Raw genomic sequence first — 26,265 nt, forward strand, 5'->3', positions numbered from 1 at the left:
CATTCATGCAATGTTTAATATTGTAGAGTTTAATATCATGACACATTAGCATGGACAAACAAAATGGCTGTAACTGATTGATTTATTTTAGGGGAAAAGCGACTTTTTTTCAATTCTCAATTACGGAAAGAATCACTTTAAGTTATTGAAAGTTTAATTGTTTTGTTTTGTTGCATTATATCTTATAATCCGAGAATAATTTTTTCATTAAGAACAGTACTGGATAGAAATGAAAACGATAGAAGTTGATGAAGACCTTTACCGCTTTATTGCAAGCCAAACCCTGCATATCGGTGAAAGTGCATCTGATATTTTACGGCGCATATTGAAATTGGACGCAGGGCAGCCAGTACAAACTACACAGCCTGCCAGTGAGCCTGTACTTGTCGACAAAGCACCAGCTGTACGTTCCCGTGATACTGTTCGTGTTATGCGCGAATTATTGCTTTCCGATGAATATGCTGAAAAGAAAAAATCCGTTGAGCGTTTCATGTTAGTGTTGTCTACATTGTATAATTTGGACAGTGAAAATTTCTCCAAAGCAACAGAAGAGATGCACGGTCGTACCCGTACTTATTTTGCAGGCGATGAACATACGTTGCTGACCAGTGGTAAGCAGACCAAACCACGTCATATCCTCGGCACACCTTTTTGGGTGATCACCAATACCAATACTGACCGCAAACGCAGCATGATTGAATATGTTATGCAGAGTATGAGTTTTCCAGCAAATTTGATTGAAAAGGTGTGTAGCACTATCTAATTTAGCTCTTTAAACTGCTCAGTTTATCTGTTCTATACTGCACTGGGGGGGATCCAGTGCAGCCTTTCAGGAGAAATAAAGTGGCAATTCATCCAAGGGCAGGGCAACTGGCCCAGCAGCATGATTTAATCAATGTTGCACTTCTCACTTCAAAGTATTACACCGTACAACCACATCCAGAAGACCCGGCACATAAAGTTAAGTTCGGTACTTCCGGTCATCGTGGCAGCGCTGGACGCAATAGTTTCAATGAAGCACATATTCTGGCGATTTCTCAGGCTATTGTGGAAGTTCGTAAGCGACACGACATCACAGGCCCATGTTATGTAGGGAAAGATACTCATGCACTTTCTGAAGCTGCATTTATTTCAGTGCTGGAAGTGCTGACAGCAAATGGTGTCGATGTAGTTGTACAGGAAGATAATGGTTTTACACCAACACCGGCCATTTCTCATGCAATTCTGTCTTACAATCGGCAGGGAAAAAATTTAGCGGATGGTATTGTGATCACGCCATCCCATAATCCGCCAGAAGATGGTGGTATTAAATACAACCCACCGAATGGTGGCCCCGCTGATACTGATCTGACTTCCGTTATTGAGAATCGTGCTAATGAATTGTTGGCAAATAACCTGGACGGGGTTAAGCGTCAGCCTTATGAGCAGGTATTGAAAAGTGAATATCTGCATCCACAAGATTTGGTTGAACCTTATGTGACTGCATTGGGTGAAGTTGTGGATATGGCTGCCATTCAAAAGGCGGGTTTGAACATTGGCATTGATCCGCTAGGTGGCTCAGGTATTGCTTACTGGCAGCGCATTGGGGAGTACTATAACCTCGATCTGACGCTGGTGAATGACAATATTGACCAGACATTTCGTTTTATGACACTGGATCGTGATGGTGTGATCAGAATGGATTGCTCATCACGTTGGGCGATGGCGGGTTTACTGGAGTTACGTGATAAGTTTGATTTAGCTTTTGCTAATGATCCCGATTATGACCGTCACGGGATCATTACTCCAGCAGGTTTGATGAACCCTAATCATTATCTGGCGACAGCAGTGGATTATCTATTCCGGCACCGTCCACAATGGTCTGAAAAAGTTGCAGTGGGTAAAACATTGGTTTCCAGTGCCATGATTGATCGTGTTGTGGCAGATCTGGGTCGTGAATTGGTGGAAGTTCCTGTTGGCTTTAAATGGTTTGTTGATGGGCTATATAAAGGCAAATTGGGCTTTGGTGGCGAAGAAAGTGCTGGTGCATCTTTCTTGCGTTTTGACGGTACACCATGGTCAACAGATAAGGATGGTATTATTCTTTGTCTGCTTGCAGCAGAAATGATGGCGATTACCGGAGAAAATCCACAGCAACGCTATGATAAATTAGCTGCACGTTTTGGTACACCGAGTTATAGCCGCCTTCAGGCATCGGCAAGCCATCAGCAGAAAGCACAATTGTCCAAATTGTCACCGGAAATGGTTAAGGCTGATACATTGGCGGGTGATCCGATTACGGCTCGTTTGACAACCGCTTCAGGCAATGGTGCTTCCATTGGTGGGTTGAAAGTGATGAGTGACAATGGCTGGTTTGCTGCTCGCCCTTCTGGCACAGAAGAAGCTTATAAAATCTATTGTGAAAGTTTCCTTGGGGTTGAACACCGTGAAAAAATTGAACAGGAAGCCCAGGAAATTGTCAATCAAGTGCTCTCTGCGGGGTAATTGACGCTTAGCAATGATAAGAAAAGCCGTGGCTGTGACTGCGGCTTTTCGGTTTTTATATCCGTTATTTTTAGACTTGCTATAGAAAATGGCAGGTATACGGATAGAGACCAACGCGTTAAAGCCTCCGTAAACCCGCTGACTGCCTCCCGGGGAACCTTTCATTATTTATGGCTCTGACGATTACTCAGCAGTAGAACAAAGTGGTAGAGAAAAATGGAAGCTGGCTCCACCTTTTTCATTATTCACTGCCCATATTTTTCCGTTATGGATTTCAATGATGTTATAACAGATCGTCAACCCTAATCCGGCATTAGGTACAGCAGATTTTTGGTGATTATGTGAGAATTTATCAAAGATAGATTGTTCTTGCCCTACTGGAATGCCTGAGCCTGTATCCCAAACTTCGATATTAACTTGTTTTTTTTCAACAATAGCTTTGATGCCTAATGCTGAGTCTTGATTAGTGTGCTTGATAGCGTTCTCCAATAGATTGATAAATACACGCTCTAATAAGGAAGCGTCACACTGTAGCGTTAAATCGGAGGGCAGGGAAAGTTCTACAGGATAATGGCTGAGTGCATAGTTTAATGAATGCAGAGCTGTGCCAACAATTTTTTCCAACGAATAACAGCCCAAATTAGGCTGAAGACTACCTGATTGAATACGTACTATATCCAGAACGTTATTCACCAGATGTGAGGTATTGAGAATTTGTTGGTGAATTTGCTGAAATTGCTTGGCATGATGAGAATTTTCAATGGATACATCTAATCTCAGTGCTTCTGTTTGTTCAGTGAGGGTTGTCAGTGGAGTAAGTAAATCGTGGGACAGTGCAGTCAGAAATGCGTTGCGTAATTGTTGCCATTTGTTGTCTAATTTGGCTGTTTCTGCACCATGGGCCAAATGTAATCGTTCTAATGCGTTAGCAATAATTCCAGTAAAAATATGTAGTAACCGCTGTTGCTCCGGTACTAGTAATTGACGAAGGTTAGGTGACTCAATCGCAAGAACAGCAAATACTTGCGACGGAGTAGCTATGGGAATTAACTGATAAGGTACACCCGGCAGGGTATCCGTACCGGCTCCGGCAGGTTGTTTTTTCTCAAAACACCATTTGGCGATGGCTTCATCAACCAGCATTTGCCCACCATTGTAGGATTTCACCTGATATAGACGGTTGTTGCCATCCGGCAGTAACAGCCCCGTTTTGGCCTGAAAGCTATTTGATAAAAAGTGGTAGCTGATCCGGGCAACATCTTCTTCATTCAAGGCTCGGCTGAGTTCACGGGTAATTTCATATAAGTGCCGTGTTCTCTGTTCACGATGGCGTGCAACTCTGGCTTGATAACGTATACCAGCGGTCAGGTTTCCCACGACAATCCCTACGATCAACATGACGATAAAGGCGAGCAGGTACTGCATATCTTTAACTGCCAGTGACCAATGTGGCTGAACGAAAAAGAGATCGAAACTGACAACATTAATAAAAGCAGCAAAGACTGAAGGCCAACGCCCATAAAACAGAGAGATGACAACAACGCCGAGCAGGTAAAGTGTCACCAGATTAGCTTTATCAAGAGGCAGTAAAACAGCACGGGAAAATAAGGTGATTAAGGCGCACAGTATAATCGCCATCACGCAGCCTTGGATCTGACTGAGCCACTTTTCATTAAATGAGCGGTGATCGGGATGTTCTTTACTATGATTATGCCAATGTCTTTTGTCTTCCAGAGCAATAATAATGATATCCAGATCGGGGCCAAGTTTGCCTAAACGTTCGACGAAATCAGAGCGCCATCTACGGTTAAAGAATTTTGCATACAAACTATGGTAGCGCCCCACTATGATTTTACCGAGGTTGTTTTCTCTTGCGTAACGGAGAATAGCTCTTTCTCTGTGAGGTTCAGAAAGTGTGGCAGTTTCTGCTCCCAGCTCTTGTGCCAGCCTTAATGCTTTTAAGATAGTACGTCGTTTGACTTCTGGCAGTCGGTGCAGTTTAGGGGTTTCAACGTAAACAGCATGCCAGATACAATCCAGTTTTGCGGCAAGCCGGGCAGCTTTGCGGATCAGTTTTTCATTTCCTTCATTATCACCAATGCACAACAGTAAGTTATCCCGTGTATGCCAGACTGGCTCTTTTCCCCGTGGATCGCGGAAAGCACGCATCTGCTCATCCACACGATCTGCTGTGCGACGTAATGCAAGTTCACGTAAGGCGATCAGGTTTCCTTTACGGAAAAAATGTTCGATAGCCCGTTCAGCCTGTCCTGATATATAGACTTTACCTTCGTGAAGCCGCTGACGTAGATCGTCAGGTGGAAGATCGACTAAAACAACATCATCCGCACTATCAAATATATGATCGGGAATGGTTTCCCGAACCCGGATACCGGTAATGCCACCGACAACATCGTTCAGGCTTTCAAGATGTTGTACGTTAATGGTGGTCAGGACATCAATGCCTGCTTCCAGAAGCTCTTCCACGTCCTGCCAACGTTTGGGATGACGGCAACCTTGAGGATTACTGAATGCTAATTCATCCATCAAAATGATGGCCGGGCGGCGGGCGATAGCCGCATCAATATCGAATGCTGCTATTCTGCGTTTAGCATGGTGGATATGTTTTGGCGGCAGTTGAGGCAATCCCTTCAATAGTGCTGCGGTTTCCTGCCGCTCGTGTGTTTCGACGACACCAACAATGACATCTAATCCCTGAGCCAGTAAACGTTGGGCTTCCTGTAACATGGCATAGGTTTTTCCTACCCCGGCACAAGCACCAAAAAATATTTTCAGCTTGCCACGCGGTTTCTCATTCGCCAATGTTAGCAGATTGTCTGGGTCGGGACGTTGTGGTTCGGTCTGATCCATAAGTTATTGGCCTTGTGCTCGCAAGTTATCTAATGCCAGATTAAGTTTCAGAACATTGACTACAGGTTGACCAAGGTAGTTCGGCAGTGGAGAAGTTGTATTTTCCTGAATCAGTTTATTAATTACATTTATTGGTATGTGGCGGGCCGTGGCGATGCGCTGTGCCTGGAATTCGGCTGCTTCGGGTGAGATATGAGGATCAAGTCCACTGCCGGATGCTGTCACTAAATCGACCGGAATTGGTTGGTTTTCCGGGTAGTTAAATAAACGAATTTTAATAATCTGTTGTTGTATTTTATGAAATAAAATTGGGTTAGTTGGTGACAGATTGCTTCCCCCGGATGATAGCGCATTATAGGGCTGTAGAGCGGTCATGGAAGGACGCCCATGAAAATAGGCGGCTTTAGTGAATTCCTGTCCGATTAATTCAGAACCGATAAATTTTCCATTCTGTTCAATCAATGAGCCGGTAGCCTTATGGTGAAATAATGTTGCTGAAATCCCGGTGATCAGTAGCGGATAAGCTATACCGGTGATCAGGGTAAGAAATATCAACAAAACAATGGAAGAACGTAACCAAATCATTTTTGTCACCTTACTTGATAGTTAAATTCTAGAACCTAATGATTTGAAATCTGTATTATCTGGAAATTGTTCTATTCAGAATTCGTGTTATTTAAAACCGAGTGCAGTGACTAGCATGTCGATAAGTTTGATACCCGCAAAAGGCATAAGCAAACCACCAAGACCATATAGCCATAAATTGCGTCGCAGGAGCGACAGTGCATTCATCGGACGATAGCTGACACCTTTCAGAGCCAATGGCAGTAAAAAGATAATGATGATCGCATTGAAAATCACCGCCGACAGTACTGCCGATTGGGGTGAATGGAGGTGCATGATGTTCAGAGTATTAAGCTGCGGATAAGTGACGGAAAATGCGGCAGGAATAATGGCAAAATATTTGGCAATGTCATTGGCGATACTAAATGTGGTCAAAGAACCTCGGGTCATCAGCATTTGTTTACCGATACGTACCACTTCAATTAATTTGGTGGGATTAGAATCCAAGTCCACCATATTGCCAGCCTCTTTTGCAGCCTGAGTACCTGAATTCATGGCAACGGCAACATCAGCCTGAGCCAGAGCGGGAGCATCGTTTGTACCATCACCGGTCATTGCAACCAAACGCCCTTCAGATTGATATTGGCGGATCAACGTCAGTTTTGCTTCGGGAGTAGCTTCTGCGAGAAAATCATCAACTCCCGCTTCTGCGGCGATGGCGGCAGCGGTCAGATGATTATCGCCGGTGATCATGACAGTCTTGATCCCCATCCTACGCATTTCATTGAAACGCTCTTTAATACCCCCTTTGATAATATCTTTTAGGGCAACGACTCCCAAAACCCGCTGATTTTCGGCAACAACCAGTGGCGTACCACCTTTGCTTGCTACTTGCTGTACCAGTAGATTAATAGCTTCAGGAAATTGACTACGGTTAGCTTCAATATGGCGGCGGATAGCATCAACTGCTCCCTTGCGGATCATGCGGTCGTTAATGTTGACCCCACTCATGCGGGTCATGGCAGAAAAAGGAATAAACGTAGCGTTTAAGGCACGCAGGTCACGTTCACGCATATTAAAACGCTGTTTTGCCAGAATCACGATGCTGCGTCCTTCAGGTGTTTCATCGGCAAGTGAGGAAAGTTGTGCAGCATCAGCCAGTTGTTGTTCCGTCACACCGGGAGCAGGCAAAAACTGAGATGCCTGACGGTTGCCTAATGTGATTGTGCCGGTTTTATCCAGCAACAGAACATCTACATCGCCTGCGGCTTCAATGGCACGCCCGCTGGTAGCAATGACATTAGCTTCCAACATGCGACTCATACCTGCAACACCGATAGCAGAAAGCAATCCGCCAATGGTGGTGGGAATTAAACAAACTAACAGCGCGATCACCACTGTGATTGTAATGGGGGCACCGGAATGGTTGGCTTCAACACTGAATAAGGAAAAAGGGAGTAAACTGGCACAGGTTAGCAGGAAAATTATGGTGAGAGCAGTAAGTAGAATCGAGAGAGCAATTTCGTTCGGTGTTTTTCGCCGTTTGGCTCCTTCAACCATTGAGATCATCCTGTCAAGGAAGGTTTCTCCCGGATTGACAGAACATTCTATGATTAGCCAATCTGATAACACTTGGGTTCCTCCCGTTACGGAAGCAAAATCTCCTCCTGATTCCCGGATCACCGGGGCTGATTCCCCTGTAATAGCACTTTCATTAACAGAAGCACCGCCTTCAATGACTTCTCCATCACAGGGGATAATTTCACCCGCTTCTATCAGTACAATATCTCCTTTGCGTAAACTATCTGAAGTGACTTTCTCTTTTGTAGCGTTGCGACTGGGCGTGGAAAGTCTGGTGGCCCAGGTCGTTTGTTTTACACCTTTCAGGCTGGAAGCCTGAGCCTGACTGCGTCCTTCTGCCAGCGCTTCAGCAAAATTGGCAAACAGTACAGTGAACCATAACCATAAAGCAATTGATCCAGTAAAAAGTGCATTGCCTTCTGTCTGACCGATTAATATACCGAGCCATAACAAGGTAGTCAGGCAGCTACCAAGATAAACGACAAACATGACCGGATTGTGCCACTGAATGGCCGGATGACATTTTTTTATTGAATCGATAATCGCTTGGCGAATGAGATCGGATTCAAACAATGCCTGTTTTTTATTTCTCATTACTTATCTCACAATTTATCTCACAACTTCACCTAACGTGATAGTTGCCAAAGTTGTAAATGCTCAGCAATAGGGCCAAGAGCCAATGCGGGAATGAAAGTGAGTGCTCCAACCAATAAGATGACCAAAATTAGTAAACCAATGAATAAGGCACTATGCGTCGGTAGCGTACCGTTACTGATCGGCTGGCGTTTTTTACTACTCATGGAACCAGCGATGGATAGTACAGGCAGAATGACACCAAAACGCCCAAGAAACATCACTATTCCTAAGAGCAGATTGTAAAACAGGTTATTGGCTTCCAGGCCAGCAAAAGCACTACCGTTATTATTTGCCGCAGATGTGACAGCATAAAGTATTTCTGTGAAACCGTGCGCTCCGGGATTGGTTACGGCAGCTCGTCCCGCATCAAACGAAACTGACAGCGCAGTTCCTAGCAAGATAAGAGAGGGGGTAACCAGAATTGCAAGAGCGACCATTTTCATTTCATGAACATCAATTTTCTTGCCCAAATATTCAGGAGCACGACCTATCATCAAGCCCGCAATAAAAACGGCTAACAGAACAAATAGCAACATGCCATAGAGCCCGGCGCCTACACCACCAAATACGACTTCGCCAATTTGCATTAACCAGAGTGGTATCATGCCCCCTAATGCCGTGAAAGAATCATGCATTGCATTGACTGCTCCACAAGAGGCCGCTGTCGTGATTATGCTGTAAAGGGAGGAAACAAGAATACCAAAGCGGTTTTCCTTTCCTTCCATATTGATATTGCTGCTGACTCCTAATTGCATGAAGTGGGGATTACCCACAGTTTCAGCGTACATCACAACAGATACAGAAATGATGAAAATAATGCTCATTGCCCAGAGTAAGGCATACCCCTGGCGATTATCTCCAACAACCAGACCAAATGCGAAACACAAGGCACTGGGGATCAGAAAAATTGCAAGCATTTGTACAAAGTTACTGATGGCATTTGGGTTTTCAAAAGGATGAGCTGAATTTGCTCCAAATACACCTCCGCCATTTGTTCCCAGTAATTTGATAGCTTCCTGAGAAGCTACCGGCCCCATAGGGAGTAATTGTTGCTGTCCTTCAAGGGTATGGACTGCAACATAGGGAGAGAAATTTTGAATCACACCTTGGCTGGCAAAGATAAGAGCAAAAATGATCGCCAGAGGTAGCAGTAAATATAGAGTAATACGGGTGATATCAACCCACGCATTCCCTAGAGTTTTTATACCCTGACGGGAAAATGCTCGTATTAAGGTAAACGCAATGGCAATACCTGTCGCAGCTGACAAGAAGTTTTGCACGGTTAATCCTGCCATCTGGCTCAGATAACTGAGGGTGTTTTCGCCACTGTAGGCTTGCCAGTTAGTATTAGTGATAAAGCTAATTGCTGTATTGAGTGCCAAATCCCATTTCATTCCCGCAAAATGTTGTGGATTGAGTGGCAGATATTTTTGACTTATCAGCAGGATAAATAATAACAACAGGCCTGCAACGTTGAATATAATAATGGCAAATGTATATTGCCACCAGTTCATTTCTTTGAAGCTATTACCGGGTTTTTGTAAACCACAACAGCGCCATAAGATTATTTCTGTATTTGTAATCCAGTGAGATAATTCTCCTTCAATTAGGTTAGCGATAAAATTTCCAAGAGGTTTACTTAATATAAATAGAAATAATAAGAAAGTGGCTATCAGCAGAAAAGGAGAGGCTTCCATTTAGAAATCCTCCGCATTTAATAACGCATAAATCAAATAGAACAGTAATAGCACTAGCAGGATAGCGCCAACGATAATGAGTAATTTATTCACTGCTTATCTCCTTGTTTACTTCTTAATAACAACAGACGGTTGAGAATAAAAGTGACCATACAAAGAAGTGATTAAATAAAGAGAGCCTGTAAAATTAAAATATAAATAAATTTGATTGATTCGTCGTTATAAAGAATAAGTTTAGTTTAGCAAATTCCAATGAGTTAATTTTATGTTTTTAAAATGTTGGTTTTGTTTCTGTTTAAGTTTTTTTTGTAATTAAATTACGTACCGACAAAAAAATAGTGATTTTAAGCACTAAAAAAGTGGTCTGATCAGTAGTAAAATTTCATTTCATCAAGTAAAATTTAATATGTCTTACAGGTATTGCCCATTTAAGGAGGGTCTTTATGTCTACATATCGTGAATATTCCCGGCATCAGGTTCTCTTGCGGCGTGTTGGCGCTGTCGCATTAGGCGTCACTGCGCTTCCTGTTATGTTATTTAGCCGAAACCGTGCCCGTTTTTACAGCTACTTGCACAAAGTATGGGTAAAAACAAGTGATAAACCCGTATGGTTAGAACGTGCAGAAATTGCCTCTGACACGTTAATTCCCTGAATCTTCTACTCGGTGACTGGCTGTTCTTCGTTTTTTCTGCATAATGTTTTCTGACTAATATAGCCTTCTGAATATAGTATTAAATGTAGTATTCTGACACCTTGCCAACTTATGCTGGCAGGGTGTTTTGCTCTTCTTACTTATTACTACTGATGTCGTTACTTAATACATATATATATCACTTTGGGTAAGCGAAGAATAGGTACGTTTTCTATGGTGAAAAAACTAAATAATAAGGGGTGTGTAATGAATAATGTTGAATTAGAGCATGTACTCAATATGGAACTGAATGTTCGTGAGTTTCAGGATTATGCCCCTAATGGATTGCAGGTGGAAGGACGCCGTCATATTCAACGGGTTATAACGGGCGTGACAGCATGTCAGGCTCTACTGGATGAAGCTGTTCGTCTGGAAGCTGATGCTGTCATCGTACATCATGGATATTTTTGGAAGAATGAATCGCCTGTTATCCGAGGCATGAAACGCCGTCGTTTACAAACTTTACTCTGTAATGACATTAACCTGTACGGTTACCATCTCCCGCTGGATGCTCATCCTACATTAGGCAATAATGTTCAGTTAGCACGTCAGATGGGTGTGAAAATCATAGGAACGATTGATCCCTTACTTCCTCATGGTGCATTTGATCAACCTATTACTCCGGTAGAATTGACCGAACGCCTTGAAAAAAGACTGGAGCGCAAGGTACTGCATTGTGGTGATAACGCACGGGAAGAGATCCGCACTATCGCATGGTGTACAGGTGGCGGACAAAGTTTTATTGAGCAAGCTGCTGAATTTGGTGTTGATGCTTTTGTTACTGGTGAGGTATCCGAAAAGACCATTCATGTTGCCCGTGAAATGGGGTTACATTTTTATTCGGCAGGGCACCATGCCACCGAGCGCTATGGCATCAAAACGCTTGGTGAATGGCTGGCGAATCATCATGGGTTGAATGTCACTTTTATTGATATTCCTAATCCGGCTTGATGTCTTACAATGCATAACCATTGATATATAAGTCATGACTTATATAATGCTATTATAAGTTATGGCTTATGAGGTTATCGTGTGGATTGTATATGAAAGAATTAAGGATCCAATGTAAAGGAAGACCTATCAGAGCGCTTTTTGCTTTTGATCCTTTAAGGCAGGCTATTGCCCTGTGTGCAGGTGATAAAGCCACAAATGATAAACGTTTTTACAAAGAAATGATCGCGATTGCTGATGCGGAATATGAAGCACATTTAGCTAATTTGGAGGGTAAGAAATGAAAACTCTCAAAGAGAAAATTCAAGAATTTTTGGAAGAAGATCAAGCAGAGATAAAACAAATGGCTGATGAGCTAGTTTTAGAAACTGGATTACAACTGTTGAGGGAAGAGTTAAATATTTCTCAGCAAAAATTGGCTAACAGTTTAGGTATCAGCCAACCAGCCATTACTCAAATAGAACAACGGGGTAATGATATAAAGTTAGTTACACTAAAACGTTATGTTGAAGCGATGGGAGGTAAGTTGAGCTTAACTGTAGAACTCCCAACTGGTAATGGAAAAATTTTCCATATTTAGCAGATAGTTGAATACTTGCACTAACCTTTAAGGTTATTGTTCTTGTTGGGTGTAATACCCGGCAAGGATAGAAACACTGTGATTAATCCACAATAAATTAGAATATTACCTAACGCTTGACTCCAACCAGCAAGAGCTAGGCCAGCCCCTAACAGCAAATAGTAAAATAACCCTAACAAGGCGCCTGCTGTGCCCAATCTATCTGTATAGCGATTTAAGGCAGAGGCTAAAATATTGGGAATTGCAAGGCCGTAAGCAATCACAATACCCAACATAGGGAAAATAAACAGCCAACTATTTTCAAGCAGATAAACACCAATCCCACTTAATAAGACAAGCCATGCCGCAAGGGATATGATTTTTTTAGTTGTCCATTTCTTTTTTAAAAATTGTTTATTAAATACTGAACCCACCCCAGCACCGAGTGTGAAGAGTAGTCCGGTATAACCGAAAAGCTCTGGTGATAATCCGAATTGTGCAAAACGGAAAGGAGCCAGTTGATAGTAGCTGAATAGACAAACATTGAATAAAGCGATGAGAAATACACTTCGCCAAATGGCAATATCTTTCAACATCACGCTGGCGGTATCAGATAGCGCAACTTTTGTTACAGTTACCGGGTGTGTTTCTGGTAAGCGAATAACAGACCAACTGGTCAAAATAGCAGCCAAAATAGTCAATCCTGCGAATACGGCCTGATAACCGCCAAAATGATTCAGTGCAGAGCCGCTGATCATACCAATGGCAGGACTGGCCGCCAAAGCAATGCCCATAATGGAGAAAACACGTGTCAGTTCTTCACCACGGTAACTATCGCGCATGATAGTTTGTGTCCCGATTGAGCCGACCGCTGCTCCGAAAGCGGATAACATTCTGGCGCACAGTAGTAACCAGAAGTGCTCTGTTAATAGAGCTATAACACAAGCCAGACCATAGAGTAATAACCCGGCAATAATGGTAGGACGTCTGCCAATAACATCACACATGCGACCCCATACGACGAAACCAATAGCAAAGGCGAAAAAGTAGAGTGACAAGGTTTGCGAGGCTTGTTCTGCATTGACGGCAAAGCTATTGGCAATATTGGTTAGGGCAGGGCTATAGATAGTTTCCACAATTTGAGGAAACATCATTAAAGCAATAGCGAGCCAAAGTGATGGTTTAACTTGCATGGTATTTTTCTTCTGATCGTTAATGAGTGATGACCAGAAGGTTAGCATTCTGATAGCTGTCTAGTTATGATAATAAAGACAATAAATTTATATAATCAGACATTAATTTAACGGGAGCTAATATGGCATGGTTGAGGCAAAGTGATCATTTTGATCCTGACAGTTTGAATGTACCTGTAGTAGGCATTGCGGCAGAGATGGGACAGCACGACTCTGGTTTTCATCAACATGTTATGGGTCAGCTATTGTTTACTCAGCGGGGTTGTATCAAGATCACTTTGGCTAATCAGATTTCTGTTTTACCTCCGACCAGAGTGGCATGGATCCCGCCAAGAACATTACATCGGGCGGAAATGCGTGGTTCTGTTGGATATCGTTCTATCTATCTTGATGTTTCTGAGGTGGATTGGATACCTGACAGGAGTGAAGTACTGGAAGCTACACCATTGCTACAGGCAGTTTTGGAACGTATTGCAATATCGCCTTTTGATACTGACTGGAATCAGGGAAAAGACGCACATTTATTGGCAGTGCTTTTTGATGAAATGTGTGCGGCACACCGAGAGCCAACGTTATTGCCTTTGCCTCTTGATCGTCGTTTGGCTCGTTTGTTGTTTGAGCAATTACCTCCTCCACTACAGGAAATGGCTACTTATATTGGTGCCAGTGAAAAAACGATTACCCGCATATTTCAGCGTGAAACGGGAATGAGTTATCAACAATGGCGGCAACAATGGCGGTTGATTAAGTCAATTGAATTATTGGCACAGGGTAAGACGATATCTTATGTGGCTCAGGAGTTGGGGTTTGCCAATGACAGTGCTTTTGTCACGTTCTTTCGCAAAATCATCGGAAAGCCGCCACGTGAGTATATGGCAGGCTAAGGGGCAAAAGCAGTTGCAGGGGATGAAGAGGAGAAAAAACCAATAGTTTCACCAATAGAAAGCTTTTTAGGAAGGATCATAAGCAGTCCCTTTTATTGAAATAATAATGGGTATCACGTAGCGGATACTGCACCCTACTATCAGATGGCAAGCCAATTGTGGTGGATTGGCAGGTAAGGTGCAGTATATACACGCTTCAGAATATGAAGTGTGTCAGTAAGTTTGTTAGATTATTTTTTAATCTTACTCGTGAAGTCGCGCTTAGTATGACCAGTGTAAAGCTGGCGAGGACGAGCGATCTTCAAACCATCGTCATGCATTTCATTCCAGTGTGCAATCCAGCCAATTGTACGGGCAATGGCAAAGATTACGGTAAACATGGAGGATGGAATCCCCATTGCTTTCAGAATAATACCAGAATAGAAATCGACATTCGGATACAGTTTTTTCTCAATAAAGTACGGATCGCTCAGGGCAATACGTTCCAGCTCCATGGCAACTTCCAACAAACTGTCATTCAGACCAAGTTCATCCAGTACTTCATGACAGGTTTCACGCATCACAGTAGCACGTGGATCATAGTTTTTATAGATGCGATGACCAAAGCCCATCAGGCGGAAAGAGTCATTTTTATCTTTGGCGCGGGCGACAAATTCAGGAATGTGATCGACAGTCTGGATCTCTTCCAGCATACGCAGACAAGCTTCATTTGCGCCACCATGTGCAGGTCCCCACAATGATGCAATTCCCGCAGCGATGCAGACGAATGGATTCGCACCAGAAGAACCCGCGGTACGTACTGTTGAAGTCGAAGCATTCTGTTCATGATCCGCATGTAGAATAAAAATGCGATCCATTGCTTTTTCCAACACCGGATTGACCTTATATTCCTCACAAGGCGTTGAGAACATCATATACAGGAAGTTACCGGCATAAGAAAGATCATTACGAGGATAAACGAAAGGTTGACCAATGGAGTATTTGTAACACATTGCTGCCACAGTTGGCATTTTGGATAGCAGACGATATGCAGTGATTTCGCGGTGTTGAGGATTATGAACATCCACTGCATCGTGATAGAAAGCCGCAAGAGCGCCAGTCACACCACAAAGTACAGCCATAGGATGAGAATCACGACGGAAACCGTGAAACAGGCGGGTAATCTGCTCGTGGATCATCGTATGACGAGTCACAGTTTTTTTGAATTTTTCGTATTCTTCGGGTGTTGGTGGTTCCCCGTACAGCAGAATATAACAAACTTCCAGATAGTTTGATTTCGTTGCGAGCTGATCGATGGGAAAACCACGGTGCAGCAAAATGCCTTCGTTGCCATCAATATAGGTGATTTTCGACTCACAAGAGGCAGTGGAAGTGAAACCGGGATCGTAGGTATAGAAGCCTTTTGAGCCGAGGGTACGAACGTCAATCACTTCAGAACCTAGGGTTGGCGTTAGTACGTCTAGTTCGATAGCAGCTGAACCATTTATGGTCAACGTAGCCTTTTTATCAGCCATTTACATCTCCTTAGCGCTTATTTTTTATAACCCCTAACAACCTTCAGATAGGCGCAATTTTTTACTGTGCCGACGGCATTGTGCTACCGGAGAGAATTAAAAATCAGGCTGTATACATTTAATGCTGAAATCTCATTTACGGACGACAATCGTTTTCAGGTTGTTAAAAAGTTTCTGGATGTCATATCTAAAGTATTCTTAACATAAAATGTTACCATTTTGTGTCATAACGATACTTTTACAAAGCTCGTGTTTTTCGTGAAGTTTACTTTTTCATCGCAAAACGACGGTGAATAATATGCACCGCCATATATGTAAGATAAATGTTTAATCTTTGTCAAACAAGATAATGGTTTTTATGATAAATGTTTGAAGTGTGATCTTACTCACTGTTCAAGCTAAATGTTAATAATCATATTGTGTGGGAATTGTAATAACAATGTGAAGTACTTATACTGCGTTAAGGTCTCCGGATACCTGATGTAGGAGCACCCAGCGTAATCAAATCACAACGTTTGATGAACAGTAAGGATTGTTAAATTAATTATGTTGTGTCTTTGTATCCTCTTAACGCTGTCTGATTCCCACCCAGGGCCGGAGGATGGAAAATAAAAAAAGCTGTGTGGGCAAAATTGTGAAAAAACAAAGACCTGTCAACCTCGATTTGCGGACGATAAATCAACCCGTGTCCGCGATAGCTTCGATCTTGCACCGTATCTCAGGCGTCATCACCTTTATAGCAGTCGGCATTCTGTTGTGGTTGCTGGGTATGTCACTGTCTTCGCAAGAGGGCTTCCAGCATGCATCTGAAATTATGACTGGCTTTTTCGCCAAATTTATCCTGTGGGGGATATTAACGGCATTGGGTTACCACATCTGTGGTGGGATCCGCCATGTTTTGATGGATTTTGGCTTTTTGGAAGAGAGCCTTGCTACTGGTAAAACTTCTGCCAAATTGGCAATAGTGATCGCAGTTATTCTGTCTATTCTGGCTGGGGTATTAATATGGTAAGCAACGCATCCGCATTGGGGCGCACGGGTATTCAGGACTGGCTGTTGTTACGTGCATCTGCAATCGTTATTGTTTTATATGTTCTTTATCTTGTTGGTTTTGTAGCAACAACGTCAGACATCACTTATGAAGTCTGGAGCGGTTTTTTTTCTTCATCTCTCACTAAAGTGTTCACCATATTGGCACTGATTTCTATTCTGGTCCACGCATGGATCGGAATGTGGCAGGTGCTGACAGATTATGTGAAGCCACTGGCACTGCGTCTGGTGTTGCAACTGGTGATTATTGTTGCGCTGCTGGCTTATTTGATTTACGGAACAATTGTTGTGTGGGGTGCATAAATGAAACTGCCAGTAAGAGAGTTTGACGCTGTTGTTATTGGTGCTGGTGGCGCAGGTATGCGTGCTGCACTGCAAATTTCACAAATGGGCTTATCTTGTGCCCTGATTTCTAAGGTTTTCCCGACCCGCTCCCATACAGTTTCAGCACAGGGTGGCATTACCGTTGCTCTGGGCAACTCTCATGATGATAACTGGGAATGGCATATGTATGACACCGTGAAAGGTTCCGACTATATCGGTGACCAGGATGCCATCGAATATATGTGTAAAACTGGCCCTGAAGCGATTTTGGAACTGGAACACATGGGGTTGCCATTCTCACGCCTGGATGATGGAAGTATCTATCAGCGTCCATTTGGTGGGCAATCCAGAAATTTTGGCGGTGAGCAAGCTGCCCGCACAGCTGCTGCTGCTGACCGTACTGGTCACGCATTACTTCATACCCTGTATCAGCAAAACCTGAAGAACCACACGACCATTTTCTCTGAGTGGTATTCTCTGGATCTGGTAAAAAACCAAGATGGTGCTACTGTTGGCTGTACAGCCATCTGTATTGAAACAGGTGAAGTCGTCTATTTCAAAGCCAAGGCAACTATTCTCGCAACAGGCGGTGCAGGCCGTATTTTTCAATCTACAACTAATGCGCATATCAATACTGGTGATGGTGTTGGTATGGCGTTGCGTGCTGGTGTTCCTGTTCAGGATATGGAAATGTGGCAATTCCATCCGACAGGAATTGCGGGTGCTGGTGTATTGGTGACAGAAGGCTGCCGTGGTGAAGGTGGTTATCTGCTGAATAAAGATGGTGAACGCTTTATGGAGCGTTATGCACCAAATGCTAAAGATCTGGCTGGTCGCGATGTGGTTGCACGGTCTATGATGATCGAAATTCGTGAAGGTCGCGGTTGTGAAGGCCCATGGGGACCTCACGTGAAATTGAAGCTGGATCATTTGGGTAAAGAGGTTCTAGAATCCCGCCTGCCGGGTATCCTTGAACTATCCCGTACTTTTGCCCACGTAGACCCTGTAAAAGAACCGATTCCGGTGATCCCAACCTGCCACTATATGATGGGTGGAATTCCAACTAAAATTACTGGTCAGGCACTGACTATTAATGAGAAAGGCGAAGATGTTATCATTCCGGGCTTATTTGCTGTGGGTGAAATCGCTTGTGTATCTGTTCATGGTGCGAACCGTTTAGGTGGTAATTCATTACTGGATTTGGTGGTCTTTGGCCGTTCTGCTGGTTTGCACTTGAAAGAGTGTTTGATGGAACAAGGAACCAGCCGTGATGCCAGCGAGTCTGATGTTGATGCAGCACTGCAACGTCTGAACCGTTGGAACAATACCCGTTCAGGCGAAGATCCGGTTGAAATCCGTAAAGCATTGCAGGCTTGTATGCAGCACAACTTCTCTGTATTCCGTGAAGGTGATGCGATGGCGAGAGGATTAGATGAATTGAAAGTCATCCGTGAGCGCCTACAAAATGCCCGTTTGGATGATACATCATCAGAGTTCAATACCCAGCGTATTGAATGTCTGGAATTGGATAACCTGATGGAAACCGCTTATTCGACTGCTGTGGCTGCAAATTTCCGTACAGAAAGTCGTGGAGCGCATAGCCGTTTCGATTATCCAGAGCGTGATGATGCAAATTGGCTGTGCCATAGCTTGTATTTACCGCAGACTGAGAGCATGACCCGTCGTGAAGTTAACATGCAGCCAAAATTGCGTGAAGCCTTCCCGCCGAAAGTGCGTTCTTACTAGTTGCGTTGCTGATGTTCCAGTTGCGGAGAAATAGATTATGAAACTTGAATTCTCAATTTATCGTTATAATCCGGATGTAGACAACGCACCCCGTATGCAGGATTACATGCTGGAAGCTGAAGAAGGGCGTGACATGATGCTGCTGGATGCACTTATCCAGTTGAAAGAACAAGATCCAACGTTGTCATTCCGCCGTTCGTGCCGTGAAGGTGTATGTGGTTCTGACGGTCTGAATATGAATGGTAGAAACGGGCTGGCTTGTATTACTCCTGTTTCAGCATTATGCCGTGGTAACAAGAAGATTGTTATTCGTCCGCTGCCTGGTTTACCCGTTATTCGTGACCTGGTTGTTGATATGGGGCAGTTTTACGCGCAATATGAGAAAATCCGTCCTTATTTGCTTAATGACGGTAAAAATCCACCTGCGCGTGAACATCTGCAATCACCAGAACAGCGCGCAAAATTGGATGGTCTTTATGAATGTATCCTGTGTGCCTGTTGTTCGACGTCATGCCCGTCATTCTGGTGGAACCCGGATAAATTTATTGGGCCAGCAGGTCTTTTAGCCGCATATCGTTTTCTGATTGATAGCCGTGATACTGAAACTTCATCCCGATTGGATGGATTGAATGATGCTTTCAGTGTCTTTCGTTGTCATGGGATCATGAACTGCGTCAGTGTGTGTCCTAAAGGCCTTAACCCGACAAAGGCGATTGGGCATATTAAGTCGATGTTGTTAAGACATAGTGCTTAATTAAAATATTACCTAATTAAATATACCGACAATGTATAGATAGTGCATAAATAACACATAAATTGTGTGTAAATAATGCATATAAGGTTGCCCTCCACAATTTTGAAATAAATATCAAGCCAGTGGAGGGCATAAAGAATGAAAGATGATAAATTGCCTGCTGCTAATGACGGCGCATGTTATTGGAATAAGGAACCTTTAAAAACTGCCTCTCAGTTTTTAAAGGTTCCTTGAAGGGTAGAATAACCTAAATAAAGAACATGCATTAAGCACGTCCAAATGAACCTTTTATCAACACCGCTTATTAATAAAGCGGTATTTGTTAACCACGGCGAAAACTAAAGCTTTTAAAGCTTAAGGGATCACAATGCAGAACGGTGCAATGAAGGACTGGCTGGATTCAAGCTTTCTGGCTGGTGCAAACCAGTCTTACATAGAGCAAATCTATGAAGACTATATAACCGATCCTAATTCTGTTGATGCAGGTTGGAGAGAAATTTTCCAACAATTACCGGATGCAGGACTTCACGGGGAACAACTTCACTCACAGACACGTGATTACTTCCGTCGTCTGGCAAAGGATGCCACTCGTTACCACACTTCAGTCAGCGATCCAGCAATGGATGCAAAACAAGTTAAGGTTTTGCAGCTTATCAACGCATTCCGCTTCCGCGGTCATCAACATGCGAATCTTGATCCATTGGGATTATGGAAACAGGAACCTGTACCGGATCTTGATCCTGCTTTCCATAATTTAACAAAAGCAGATTTTGAAGAAACGTTTAATGTAGGCTCATTTGCTAGCGGCAAAGAGACAATGAAATTGGCGGATTTGTATGACGTACTGAAGCGCATTTATTGCGGCTCTATTGGTGCGGAATATATGCATATCACCAATACAGAAGAAAAGCGCTGGATCCAGCAGCGCCTGGAATCTGTCTCTGTCAGTTCACAATTCAGTGCAGATGAAAAACGTCGCTTTCTGGCGGAGTTAACTGCGGCAGAAGGTCTGGAGCGTTATCTGGGGGCTAAATTTCCAGGGGCGAAACGTTTTTCTCTGGAAGGCGGTGATGCACTGGTTCCAATGCTGAAGGACTTGATCCGTCATGCAGGTAAGCAAGATACACGCGAAGTTGTACTTGGCATGGCTCACCGTGGTCGCCTCAATGTTCTTATTAATATCTTAGGTAAAAAACCTGCCGATCTGTTTGATGAATTTGCCGGGAAACATAAAGAACATCTCGGAACAGGTGATGTGAAGTATCATCAGGGTTTTTCCTCTGATTTCGAAACCGAAGGTGGTTTAGTACATTTAGCGTTGGCATTCAACCCATCTCACCTTGAAATTGTCAGTCCTGTAGTTATTGGTTCAGTACGTGCTCGCCGTGACCGTCTTGATGAAGGCCAGAGCAACATGGTGTTGCCGGTAACCATTCATGGTGACGCAGCAGTAACAGGGCAGGGGATTGTTCAGGAAACACTGAACATGTCTCAGGCTCGCGGTTATGAAGTTGGTGGCACTGTTCGCATTGTGGTTAACAACCAGATTGGTTTTACTACTTCCAACCCGAAAGATGCCCGTTCAACACAATATTGTACTGATGTTGTGAAAATGGTTCAGGCACCGATTTTCCACGTTAATGCTGATGACCCGGAAGCTGTTGCCTTTGTTACCCGCCTGGCTCTGGATTTCCGTAATACCTTTAAACGTGACGTGATGATTGATCTGGTTTGTTACCGTCGTCACGGTCATAACGAAGCTGATGAGCCAAGTGCAACTCAGCCACTGATGTATCAGAAAATCAAGAAGCATCCGACTCCACGTAAGATCTATGCGGACAAACTCATCGCAGAAGGTCTGTTGTCGCCTAACGATGTGACTGAAATGGTTAACTTATATCGTGATGTACTGGATCATGGTGAATGTGTTGTAGATGAATGGCGCCCAATGGGATTGCATTCGTTTACATGGGAACCTTACCTGAATCACGAATGGGATGAAGAGTATCCACATAAAATGGATATGAAGCGTCTGCAAGATCTTGGTAAACGCATTAGTACCATTCCTGCCGAAGTGGAAATGCACTCTCGTGTTGCAAAAATCTACGCTGATCGTGCAGACATGGTCAACGGCAACAAAATGTTTGACTGGGGTGGAGCGGAAACACTGGCTTATGCAACCTTGGTTGATGAAGGTATTCCAGTTCGTTTGTCTGGTGAAGACGCTGGCCGTGGCACATTCTTCCACCGCCATGCTGTTGTCCACAATCAGGCTAATGCTTCTGTTTATGTCCCTCTGGCAAATGTTCACAACGGTCAGGGTATATTTAACGTATGGGATTCAGTCCTGTCAGAAGAAGCTGTACTGGCATTTGAATATGGTTATGCAACGACAGAGCCTCGTACATTAACTATCTGGGAAGCCCAGTTTGGTGATTTTGCCAACGTAGCGCAGGTTGTGATTGATCAGTTCATCAGTTCTGGTGAGCAAAAATGGGGTCGTATGTGTGGCCTGGTCATGTTGTTGCCACATGGCTACGAAGGACAAGGCCCTGAGCACTCATCAGCACGTCTGGAACGTTACCTGCAATTGTGTGCAGAACAGAACATGCAGGTTTGTGTGCCATCAACTCCGGCTCAGGTTTACCACATGCTGCGTCGTCAGGCACTGCGTGGTATGCGTCGTCCCCTGATAGTCATGTCACCTAAGTCGTTGCTGCGTCATCCATTGGCAGTATCCAGCCTAGATGAACTGGCTAATGGTAAATTTGAAACAGTGATTGGTGAAGTTGATGCGTTGGATCCAAAAGGTGTGAAACGCGTTGTACTTTGCTCCGGTAAAGTTTATTACGATCTGCTGGAACAACGTCGTAAGAACGAGCAGACCGACGTCGCCATTGTGCGTATTGAACAACTGTATCCATTCCCGCGTCAGGACATGCAGACTTTACTTGAGCAGTATGCACATGTTCATGATTTTGTCTGGTGTCAGGAAGAGCCATTGAACCAAGGGGCTTGGTATTGCAGTCAACATAATTTCCGTGAAGCGATCCCATTTGGGGCTTCTTTACGTTATGCAGGGCGTCCGGCTTCTGCTTCCTCGGCTGTGGGCTATACATCTGTTCACCAGCAGCAACAGCAAGCTCTGGTTAATGACGCACTGAACGTTGAATAAATAAAGGATAGAAAATGAGTAGCGTAGAAATTCTGGTTCCAGACCTTCCTGAATCTGTTGCGGATGCCACTGTTGCGACATGGCATAAAAAACCAGGTGATACCGTAGAGCGTGATGACATTCTGGTTGAAATCGAAACAGACAAAGTGATTTTAGAAGTACCAGCAAGTGAAGCGGGTGTTCTGGAATCTATTCTGGAAGAAGAAGGAGCCACTGTACTGTCTAAGCAACTGCTTGGCCGCATTAGCCTGAGTGACAGTACTGGTATGCCTGCTGTGATGAAAGAACAAACAGAAGCAACACCAGCACAACGCCAGACAGCTTCTTTGGAAGAAGAAAGCAATGATGCACTGAGCCCGGCAGTTCGTCGTTTGATTGCAGAGCATGATTTAGATCCTACTGCAATTAAAGGCAGTGGTGTAGGTGGCCGTATTGTGCGCGAAGATGTAGAAAAATATATTGCTGCGAATAAAAAAGAGAGTGCTAAATCTGCTCCAGCGGCTCAACCATCTCAGCTACCACACCGCAGTGAAAAACGCGTACCAATGACTCGGTTGCGTAAGCGTATTGCAGAACGTCTGCTCGAAGCGAAAAACAACACTGCAATGCTGACGACTTTTAACGAAGTCAATATGAAGCCAATTCAGGAATTGCGTAAGCAATACGGTGATGAGTTTGAAAAACGTCACGGTGTCCGTCTGGGTTTTATGTCTTTCTATGTGAAAGCCGTTGTTGAAGCATTGAAACGTTATCCAGAAGTTAATGCTTCTATTGATGGCACAGACGTGGTTTACCACAACTATTTTGATATCAGCATTGCGGTATCCACACCTCGTGGTTTGGTGACGCCAGTACTGCGTGATGCAGATGCATTAGGCATGGCTGATATTGAGAAAAACATCAAAGAGCTGGCTATTAAAGGCCGTGACGGCAAATTGACCGTTGAAGAACTCACTGGCGGTAATTTCACTATTACCAATGGTGGTGTTTTTGGCTCCTTGATGTCTACTCCGATAATTAACCCACCACAAAGTGCGATCCTTGGCATGCATGCTATTAAAGATCGCCCAATGGCAGTAAATGGTCAGGTTGAGATCCTTCCGATGATGTATCTGGCTCTGTCTTATGACCATCGCCTGATTGACGGACGTGAGTCTGTAGGTTTCCTGGTGACTATCAAAGAAATGCTGGAAGATCCAACACGTTTGTTGCTGGATGTATAGCATCACCATCAGGGTGGAGGGTGTTAAATTCCGCCCAGTCTGAAGTAAAACGATGTTGATGTAAAAAGTGCTGATGTAATAAATTATGCGGCCAGCCTTCGGGCTGGTCATATCCAGAGCAACAAAATAGAAGATAGTTTACCTTTCTTAGATTAAATTATGGATAGAACATCATGAATTTACACGAGTATCAGGCAAAACAACTTTTTGCACGGTATGGCTTACCAGCGCCTGCTGGTTATGCCTGCACTACACCGCGCGAAGCAGAAGAAGCAGCATCCAAGATTGGTGCAGGCCCTTGGGTCGTTAAATGTCAGGTTCATGCTGGCGGTCGCGGTAAAGCCGGGGGCGTGAAAGTCGTCAATAGCAAGGAGGATATCCGTGCTTTTGCTGAACAGTGGCTGGGTAAACGACTGGTAACTTACCAGACAGATGTACAGGGGCAACCTGTCCATCAAATCCTGGTAGAAGGGGCTACCGATATTGCCAAGGAGCTGTATCTTGGTGCCGTTGTTGACCGTGGTACACGTCGTGTAGTGTTCATGGCCTCTACCGAAGGTGGCGTCGAAATAGAAAAAGTGGCGGAAGAAACGCCCGAACTGATTCATAAAGCAATCATCGATCCACTGGCTGGCCCTATGTCCTACCAAGGCCGTGAACTGGCGTTCAAGCTGGGTCTGACTGGTAAACAAGTCAACCAATTCACTAAAATTTTCCTGGGATTGGCAAACCTTTTCCTTGAACGTGACCTGGCTCTAGTCGAAATTAATCCGTTGGTTATTACAACTCAAGGTGATCTTGTCTGTCTGGATGGGAAGTTAGGTGCGGACGGTAATGCTATGTTCCGTCAAGCTGAACTACGTGAAATGCACGACCCTTCACAGGAAGATCCACGTGAAGCTCAGGCTGCACAATGGGAACTGAATTATGTTGCGTTGGATGGCAACATTGGTTGTATGGTAAATGGTGCTGGTTTGGCGATGGGAACTATGGACATTGTCAAGCTGCATGGTGGCGCACCAGCTAACTTCCTTGATGTGGGCGGTGGTGCGACAAAAGAGCGTGTTACTGAAGCGTTCAAAATTATCCTGTCGGATGAAAATGTGAAAGCTGTCTTGGTAAATATCTTTGGTGGGATCGTCCGTTGTGACCTGATTGCTGACGGTATTATTGGTGCGGTGGAAGAAGTGGGTGTTCACGTACCTGTAGTCGTTCGTTTGGAAGGGAATAATGCTGAACTGGGTGCGAAGAAACTGGCTGATAGTGGTTTGAATATTATTGCAGCAACCAGTTTAACAGACGCAGCTAAACAGGCAGTCGCAGCAGCGGGGAACAAATAATGTCTATTTTAATTGATAAAAACACCAAAGTGATTTGTCAGGGTTTCACTGGCAGTCAGGGTACTTTTCATTCAGAACAAGCGATCGCTTACGGTACTCAAATGGTTGGCGGTGTGACGCCAGGTAAAGGTGGCACGCAACATCTTGGTCTGCCTGTTTTTAATACCGTCCGCGAAGCAGTTGAAACAACAGGAGCGACAGCTTCTGTTATTTATGTGCCAGCGCCATTCTGTAAAGACTCTATTCTGGAGGCTATTGATGCAGGTATTAAACTGATCATTACCATTACTGAAGGCATCCCAACGCTGGATATGCTGGCAGTTAAGGTAAAACTGGATCAGGCTGGCGTTCGTATGATCGGCCCTAACTGTCCGGGTGTTATTACTCCGGATGAATGTAAGATCGGTATTATGCCCGGTCATATTCATAAGGCAGGTAAAGTGGGTATTGTGTCTCGTTCAGGGACTTTGACTTACGAGGCTGTGAAGCAGACAACTGACGCAGGATTAGGTCAATCCACTTGTGTTGGTATCGGCGGTGATCCAATCCCGGGTTCAAATTTTATTGATATTCTGAAACTGTTCCAGGAAGATCCACAGACTGAAGCTATTGTCATGATTGGTGAAATTGGTGGTACAGCAGAAGAAGAAGCGGCTGCGTATATCAAAGAGCATGTTACTAAACCTGTTGTGGCTTACATCGCTGGTGTAACAGCACCTAAAGGTAAGCGAATGGGGCATGCAGGGGCGATTATTGCAGGTGGTAAAGGTACGGCGGATGAAAAATTCGCAGCATTGGAATCCGCGGGAGTGAAGACTGTCCGCAGCCTTGCTGACATAGGCGATGCAGTTAAGGGTTTATTGGCCAGCAAATAGTCACTAAATAAGTTATTTTTATAGAAAAAGGCTGCTTTGAAGCAGCCTTTTTATTGTCACTCTTAAACCACCTCCTATGGAGGTGGTGATCGTTCCTGTGGGGCTTTGCCCGTAGGACGCTCATGCTAAATACTTCCTCAGTTTGTTACCAG

The 26,265-nt window shown here is 44.1% G+C and carries 21 protein-coding genes and 1 pseudogene; 15 read left to right on the forward strand and 7 right to left on the reverse strand.

The window, feature by feature from the left end; all coding sequences use genetic code 11:
* Positions 1-229: 229 nt before the first annotated feature.
* Together seqA and pgm are read left to right on the forward strand one after the other, a co-directional pair.
* Positions 230-763 (forward strand): replication initiation negative regulator SeqA, encoded by a 534-nt coding sequence (gene seqA, locus Xbud_RS02140; RefSeq protein ID WP_099134503.1) that lies wholly within the window; start codon positions 230-232, stop codon positions 761-763.
* An 80-nt stretch (positions 764-843) separates the two neighbouring features.
* The gene (gene pgm, locus Xbud_RS02145; RefSeq protein ID WP_099134504.1) at positions 844-2,484 is read left to right on the forward strand and encodes a phosphoglucomutase (alpha-D-glucose-1,6-bisphosphate-dependent); all 1,641 of its coding nucleotides are present in this window, start codon (positions 844-846) and stop codon (positions 2,482-2,484) included.
* Between the two features lie 183 nt (positions 2,485-2,667).
* Here the strand turns inward: pgm and kdpD are convergent, their stop codons facing one another.
* The 5 genes from kdpD to kdpF all read right to left on the reverse strand — a co-directional run bounded on the left by kdpD (position 2,668) and on the right by kdpF (position 9,926).
* Positions 2,668-5,355 (reverse strand): two-component system sensor histidine kinase KdpD, encoded by a 2,688-nt coding sequence (gene kdpD, locus Xbud_RS02150; protein WP_099134505.1) that lies wholly within the window; start codon positions 5,353-5,355, stop codon positions 2,668-2,670.
* A 3-nt stretch (positions 5,356-5,358) separates the two neighbouring features.
* Positions 5,359-5,940, reverse strand: coding sequence for a potassium-transporting ATPase subunit KdpC (gene kdpC / locus Xbud_RS02155; protein WP_099134506.1), 582 nt, complete (start codon positions 5,938-5,940; stop codon positions 5,359-5,361).
* An 87-nt stretch (positions 5,941-6,027) separates the two neighbouring features.
* The gene (gene kdpB / locus Xbud_RS02160) at positions 6,028-8,094 is read right to left on the reverse strand and encodes a potassium-transporting ATPase subunit KdpB (RefSeq protein WP_099134507.1); all 2,067 of its coding nucleotides are present in this window, start codon (positions 8,092-8,094) and stop codon (positions 6,028-6,030) included.
* A 32-nt stretch (positions 8,095-8,126) separates the two neighbouring features.
* Positions 8,127-9,833 (reverse strand): potassium-transporting ATPase subunit KdpA, encoded by a 1,707-nt coding sequence (kdpA, locus tag Xbud_RS02165; protein ID WP_099134508.1) that lies wholly within the window; start codon positions 9,831-9,833, stop codon positions 8,127-8,129.
* Positions 9,834-9,926 carry a K(+)-transporting ATPase subunit F gene (gene kdpF, locus Xbud_RS02170; protein ID WP_099134509.1) on the reverse strand — a complete coding sequence of 31 codons (93 nt, stop codon included), beginning with the start codon at positions 9,924-9,926 and terminating at the stop codon, positions 9,834-9,836.
* 350 nt (positions 9,927-10,276) lie between these two features.
* Here kdpF and Xbud_RS02175 point away from each other — a divergent pair, with 350 nt between their 5' ends.
* From Xbud_RS02175 to Xbud_RS02190, 4 genes and pseudogenes are all read left to right on the forward strand, one after another.
* Complete coding sequence (locus tag Xbud_RS02175) at positions 10,277-10,486, forward strand: YbfA family protein (protein ID WP_099134510.1); 210 nt, start codon at positions 10,277-10,279, stop codon at positions 10,484-10,486.
* Between the two features lie 246 nt (positions 10,487-10,732).
* Entirely contained in the window at positions 10,733-11,476 is a 744-nt protein-coding gene (locus Xbud_RS02180; RefSeq protein WP_099134511.1) for a type 2 GTP cyclohydrolase I, read from the forward strand.
* Between the two features lie 92 nt (positions 11,477-11,568).
* Positions 11,569-11,760: pseudogene (locus Xbud_RS02185) on the forward strand (type II toxin-antitoxin system RelE/ParE family toxin); the annotation flags it as partial.
* Positions 11,757-12,056, forward strand: a complete 300-nt coding sequence (locus tag Xbud_RS02190; protein WP_099134513.1) for a helix-turn-helix domain-containing protein — start codon at positions 11,757-11,759, stop codon at positions 12,054-12,056. The pseudogene Xbud_RS02185 and the gene Xbud_RS02190, both read left to right, overlap by 4 nt.
* Before the next feature lie 20 nt (positions 12,057-12,076).
* On the opposite strand, the gene Xbud_RS02195 is transcribed toward Xbud_RS02190, so the two are convergent.
* The gene (locus Xbud_RS02195) at positions 12,077-13,228 is read right to left on the reverse strand and encodes a multidrug effflux MFS transporter (protein WP_099134514.1); all 1,152 of its coding nucleotides are present in this window, start codon (positions 13,226-13,228) and stop codon (positions 12,077-12,079) included.
* 122 nt (positions 13,229-13,350) lie between these two features.
* On the opposite strand from Xbud_RS02195, the gene Xbud_RS02200 reads away from it, so the two are divergent.
* A complete protein-coding gene (locus tag Xbud_RS02200) occupies positions 13,351-14,112 on the forward strand; it encodes an AraC family transcriptional regulator (RefSeq protein ID WP_099134515.1) in 762 nt (253 codons plus the stop codon).
* Between the two features lie 230 nt (positions 14,113-14,342).
* Here Xbud_RS02200 and Xbud_RS02205 read toward each other — a convergent pair whose 3' ends face one another.
* Positions 14,343-15,626, reverse strand: a complete 1,284-nt coding sequence (locus Xbud_RS02205; RefSeq protein ID WP_099134516.1) for a citrate synthase — start codon at positions 15,624-15,626, stop codon at positions 14,343-14,345.
* A 622-nt stretch (positions 15,627-16,248) separates the two neighbouring features.
* On the opposite strand from Xbud_RS02205, the gene sdhC reads away from it, so the two are divergent.
* From sdhC to sucD, 8 genes are all read left to right on the forward strand, one after another.
* The gene (gene sdhC, locus Xbud_RS02210; RefSeq protein ID WP_099134614.1) at positions 16,249-16,638 is read left to right on the forward strand and encodes a succinate dehydrogenase cytochrome b556 subunit; all 390 of its coding nucleotides are present in this window, start codon (positions 16,249-16,251) and stop codon (positions 16,636-16,638) included.
* Positions 16,632-16,979: a succinate dehydrogenase membrane anchor subunit gene (gene sdhD, locus Xbud_RS02215; protein WP_099134517.1), complete on the forward strand. Its 348-nt coding sequence runs from the start codon at positions 16,632-16,634 to the stop codon at positions 16,977-16,979. Before sdhC ends, sdhD begins: the two co-directional genes overlap by 7 nt.
* A complete protein-coding gene (gene sdhA, locus Xbud_RS02220; RefSeq protein WP_099134518.1) occupies positions 16,980-18,746 on the forward strand; it encodes a succinate dehydrogenase flavoprotein subunit in 1,767 nt (588 codons plus the stop codon).
* A 37-nt stretch (positions 18,747-18,783) separates the two neighbouring features.
* Positions 18,784-19,500, forward strand: coding sequence for a succinate dehydrogenase iron-sulfur subunit (locus Xbud_RS02225; RefSeq protein WP_099134519.1), 717 nt, complete (start codon positions 18,784-18,786; stop codon positions 19,498-19,500).
* Between the two features lie 367 nt (positions 19,501-19,867).
* Complete coding sequence (gene sucA / locus Xbud_RS02230) at positions 19,868-22,675, forward strand: 2-oxoglutarate dehydrogenase E1 component (RefSeq protein ID WP_099134520.1); 2,808 nt, start codon at positions 19,868-19,870, stop codon at positions 22,673-22,675.
* 14 nt (positions 22,676-22,689) lie between these two features.
* Positions 22,690-23,898: a 2-oxoglutarate dehydrogenase complex dihydrolipoyllysine-residue succinyltransferase gene (gene odhB / locus Xbud_RS02235; RefSeq protein WP_099134521.1), complete on the forward strand. Its 1,209-nt coding sequence runs from the start codon at positions 22,690-22,692 to the stop codon at positions 23,896-23,898.
* Between the two features lie 173 nt (positions 23,899-24,071).
* On the forward strand, positions 24,072-25,238 hold the full coding sequence (gene sucC / locus Xbud_RS02240) for an ADP-forming succinate--CoA ligase subunit beta (protein ID WP_099134522.1): 1,167 nt from the start codon (positions 24,072-24,074) through the stop codon (positions 25,236-25,238).
* The gene (gene sucD / locus Xbud_RS02245) at positions 25,238-26,113 is read left to right on the forward strand and encodes a succinate--CoA ligase subunit alpha (protein WP_099134523.1); all 876 of its coding nucleotides are present in this window, start codon (positions 25,238-25,240) and stop codon (positions 26,111-26,113) included. Before sucC ends, sucD begins: the two co-directional genes overlap by 1 nt.
* The last annotated feature ends 152 nt before the right edge of the window (positions 26,114-26,265 follow it).

This window comes from Xenorhabdus budapestensis, from assembly GCF_002632465.1.
Taxonomy (GTDB): Bacteria; Pseudomonadota; Gammaproteobacteria; order Enterobacterales; family Enterobacteriaceae; genus Xenorhabdus; species Xenorhabdus budapestensis.

What these genes read in the sequence shown, in the direction of transcription:
- seqA (WP_099134503.1), top strand. Translation starts at nt 230, where the DNA reads ATGAAAACGATAGAAGTTGATGAAGACCTTTACCGCTTTATTGCAAGC.
- kdpD (WP_099134505.1), bottom strand. Translation starts at nt 5,355, where the DNA reads ATGGATCAGACCGAACCACAACGTCCCGACCCAGACAATCTGCTAACA.
- kdpC (WP_099134506.1), bottom strand. Translation starts at nt 5,940, where the DNA reads ATGATTTGGTTACGTTCTTCCATTGTTTTGTTGATATTTCTTACCCTG.
- kdpB (WP_099134507.1), bottom strand. Translation starts at nt 8,094, where the DNA reads ATGAGAAATAAAAAACAGGCATTGTTTGAATCCGATCTCATTCGCCAA.
- kdpA (WP_099134508.1), bottom strand. Translation starts at nt 9,833, where the DNA reads ATGGAAGCCTCTCCTTTTCTGCTGATAGCCACTTTCTTATTATTTCTA.
- Xbud_RS02175 (WP_099134510.1), top strand. Translation starts at nt 10,277, where the DNA reads ATGTCTACATATCGTGAATATTCCCGGCATCAGGTTCTCTTGCGGCGT.
- Xbud_RS02180 (WP_099134511.1), top strand. Translation starts at nt 10,733, where the DNA reads ATGAATAATGTTGAATTAGAGCATGTACTCAATATGGAACTGAATGTT.
- Xbud_RS02190 (WP_099134513.1), top strand. Translation starts at nt 11,757, where the DNA reads ATGAAAACTCTCAAAGAGAAAATTCAAGAATTTTTGGAAGAAGATCAA.
- Xbud_RS02195 (WP_099134514.1), bottom strand. Translation starts at nt 13,228, where the DNA reads ATGCAAGTTAAACCATCACTTTGGCTCGCTATTGCTTTAATGATGTTT.
- Xbud_RS02200 (WP_099134515.1), top strand. Translation starts at nt 13,351, where the DNA reads ATGGCATGGTTGAGGCAAAGTGATCATTTTGATCCTGACAGTTTGAAT.
- Xbud_RS02205 (WP_099134516.1), bottom strand. Translation starts at nt 15,626, where the DNA reads ATGGCTGATAAAAAGGCTACGTTGACCATAAATGGTTCAGCTGCTATC.
- sdhD (WP_099134517.1), top strand. Translation starts at nt 16,632, where the DNA reads ATGGTAAGCAACGCATCCGCATTGGGGCGCACGGGTATTCAGGACTGG.
- sdhA (WP_099134518.1), top strand. Translation starts at nt 16,980, where the DNA reads ATGAAACTGCCAGTAAGAGAGTTTGACGCTGTTGTTATTGGTGCTGGT.
- Xbud_RS02225 (WP_099134519.1), top strand. Translation starts at nt 18,784, where the DNA reads ATGAAACTTGAATTCTCAATTTATCGTTATAATCCGGATGTAGACAAC.
- sucA (WP_099134520.1), top strand. Translation starts at nt 19,868, where the DNA reads ATGCAGAACGGTGCAATGAAGGACTGGCTGGATTCAAGCTTTCTGGCT.
- odhB (WP_099134521.1), top strand. Translation starts at nt 22,690, where the DNA reads ATGAGTAGCGTAGAAATTCTGGTTCCAGACCTTCCTGAATCTGTTGCG.
- sucC (WP_099134522.1), top strand. Translation starts at nt 24,072, where the DNA reads ATGAATTTACACGAGTATCAGGCAAAACAACTTTTTGCACGGTATGGC.
- sucD (WP_099134523.1), top strand. Translation starts at nt 25,238, where the DNA reads ATGTCTATTTTAATTGATAAAAACACCAAAGTGATTTGTCAGGGTTTC.